The organism is Lentzea aerocolonigenes, from assembly GCF_000955955.1.
Classification (GTDB): domain Bacteria; phylum Actinomycetota; class Actinomycetes; order Mycobacteriales; family Pseudonocardiaceae; genus Lentzea; species Lentzea aerocolonigenes_A.
Genome location: NZ_JYJG01000586.1, coordinates 1 through 3,058, shown reverse-complemented (window position 1 = coordinate 3,058; position 3,058 = coordinate 1). Strand labels below are relative to the sequence as shown.

Annotated in this window: 1 protein-coding gene; it reads left to right on the top strand. The window is 70.1% G+C overall.

What is annotated here, in order from left to right; all coding sequences use genetic code 11:
• On the top strand, window positions 1-3,058 hold a 3,058-nt coding region (locus UK23_RS47595; RefSeq protein ID WP_045318481.1), incomplete at both ends, for a type I polyketide synthase.

Below are 3,058 nucleotides of genomic sequence, written 5' to 3'. Positions count from 1 at the left end.
GGTGCGGCACGTCCGCGACGCCGTGCGGTTCCACGACACGGTGCGCGCGCTCGACGGCAGCACGTTCCTGGAGATCGGGCCCGACGGCGTGCTGTCGGCGATGGTCAGCGGCATCCCGCTGCTGCGCAAGGATCGCGGCGAGGAACAGGCGTTCGTCGCCGGGCTCGCCCGCCTGCACGTCAGCGGTGCGCGCGTGGACTGGAGCGCGCTGTTCGAAGGAACGGGCGCGCGGCGGGTCGACCTGCCGACCTACGCGTTCCAGCACGAGCGTTACTGGCCGACCGTGCTCGACGTCGCACCGGTCGACCGCGCCAAGTCCTCTGCGGACTCGTGGCGGCACCGCGAGTCGTGGGAACGGATCACTCCGCGCGGCAAGGTTTCCGGAACGTGGCTGGTGCTCGGCGCGGAGGACGAGTTCGCTCGCGAGGTGGCGGCGGCTGTCGGTGGCGTTGTGGTGCAGGAGGTGCCAGACACGCCGTTCGACGGGATCGTGTCGCTGCTGGCATTGGACGGCCACGCGGACGAGAACGGCGTGCCGCACGGTGTGATCGCGACCATGGAGCTGATCCAGTCGTTGGCGCGCAGGGGTGTCAGGGCTCCGGTGTGGGCGGTCACGCGAGGTGCCGCGACCAGCCCGGCGCAGAGCGCGGTCTGGGGCCTGGGCCGGGTGGCCGCGCTGGAGCTGCCCGCGCAGTGGGGCGGCTTGGCCGACGTCACCGGGGACGTCTCGCAGCTGGCCGCGGTGCTCGCCGGCGATGAGTCCGAGGTCGAGATTCGCGAGGAGGGCGTGTTCGCGCGGCGTTACGACGCTGCCGCGCCAACCGATGCGCTGTGGGAGCCGCACGGCACAGTGATCGTCACCGGCGGCACGGGCGCGCTCGGCACGCATGTCGCCCGGGACCTGAAGCAACGCGGCGTCGAGAAGATCGTGCTGGTGAGCCGGCGTGGACTGGACGCGCCGGGAGCCGCCGAGTTGCGTGAGGAACTGGGCGCGGAGGTCGTGGCGTGCGACGTCGCGGACCGAGCCGCCGTCGAGCGGCTGCTGGCTTCTTACCCGCCGGACGCGATCGTGCACACCGCAGGTGTTCTGAGCGACGGTGTGCTCGAAAGCCTTGCGCCGGAACGGTTCGCGGACGTGTTCCGGTCGAAGGTCGCCTCGGCGCTGGTGCTCGACGAGCTGACGCGATCGCTGGAACTCGACGCGTTCGTGCTGTTCTCGTCGGTCGCGGGCGCGCTCGGCAACCCCGGCCAGGCCAACTACGCCGCTGCCAACGCGGTGCTGGACGCCATCGCGCGGGATCGGCGTTCGGCGGGACTGCCCGCGACGTCGATCGCGTGGGGTGCGTGGGCCGGTTCCGGCATGGCCGGCGGCGTGGGCGCGGACCTCAGCACGATCACGATGCGGCCCGACCTGGCCGTGGAGTCGATGTGGCGGGCGGTCGCGGAGGACGCGCCGACCGTGGCCATCGCGATCCTGCCTCCGAAGTCCAAGGCTCGTGAGCAAAAAGCCGTCTTGAACGGTGATGTGCTGGAGGTCGTGCGGACGGCCGTCGCGTCGGTGCTCGGTTATGCCGGACCGCACGCGGTGGGCGTGGACAGGGAGTTCCGCGATCTCGGGTTCGACTCGCTGACCGCGGTCGAGCTGCGCAACCAGCTGTCGGCGGCGACCGGGCAGACGTTGCCCGCGTCACTGGTCTACGACTACCCGACGCCGCGTCGCCTCGCCGGCCATCTGCGCGGTGGGTCTGTCGAGGAGGAGGTGATGTCCGCGCGTGCTGACGAACCGATCGCGATCGTCGGCATGGCCTGCCGCTTCCCCGGTGATGTCAACACGCCCGAACAGTTGTGGCAGCTGCTGATCGACGGACGGGACGGCATGGGTGCGTTCCCCGTCGACCGCGACTGGGACGTGGAGTCGGTGCTGTCGACGTCGATCACCCGCGAAGCCGGCTTCCTGGCCGGGACCGCGGACTTCGACCCGGCGTTCTTCGGCATCTCACCGCGTGAGGCGCTCGCGATGGATCCGCAGCAGCGGTTCCTGTTGGAGACCACGTGGGAGGCCCTTGAGCGCGTCGGCGTCGATCCTCTCTCGTTGCGTGGCACGCAGACCGGTGTGTTTGTGGGCACCAACGGCCAGGACTACGCCACGCTGCTGACGTCGTCATCCGAGGACACGGAGGGCCACGCGGCGACGGGTCTCGCGGCTTCGGTGATCTCGGGTCGTCTGTCGTACACGTTCGGCTTCGAGGGGCCGGCGGTCACCGTCGACACGGCGTGCTCCGCCTCTCTCGTGGCCATGCATCTCGCCGTGCAGTCGTTGCGCGGTGGCGAGTGCTCGTTGGCGGTGTCGGGTGGTGCGACGATCATGACCACGCCCTACGCGTTCGCCGAGCTGACTCGCCAGGGTGCGCTGGCGGCGAACGGCCGGTCGAAGGCGTTCTCCGACGACGCGGACGGCGCGGGCTGGTCCGAGGGTGTCGGCATGGTCGTGATGGAGCGACTGTCCGATGCCGTTCGCAACGGGCACCAGGTGCTCGCGGTGATCCGTGGTTCCGCCGTGAACCAGGACGGTGCGTCCAACGGCCTGACCGCGCCCAACGGTCCGTCGCAGCAGCGCGTGATTCGTGCTGCTCTCGCGAACGCTGGTCTGTCCGTGGGCGATGTCGACGTCGTCGAAGCACACGGCACCGGCACGGCTCTGGGTGACCCGATCGAGGCTCAGGCTTTGATCAACACCTATGGCGCGGACCGTGCGGAGCCTTTGTGGCTGGGTTCGGTGAAGTCGAACATCGGCCACACGCAGGCGGCGGCGGGTGTCGCGGGCGTGATCAAGATGGTGCTCGCGCTGCAGAACGGCGTGCTGCCGCAGACGTTGCACGTCGCCGCGCCTTCTCCGCACATCGACTGGTCCGCGGGCACGGTCGAGCTGCTCACCTCGGCTCGTGAGTGGTCGCCGAACGGTCGCGCGCGACGGGCGGGCGTCTCGGCGTTCGGCATCTCCGGCACGAACGCCCACATGATCCTCGAGGAAGCCCCAGGTCAGCCGGAATTGTCAGAC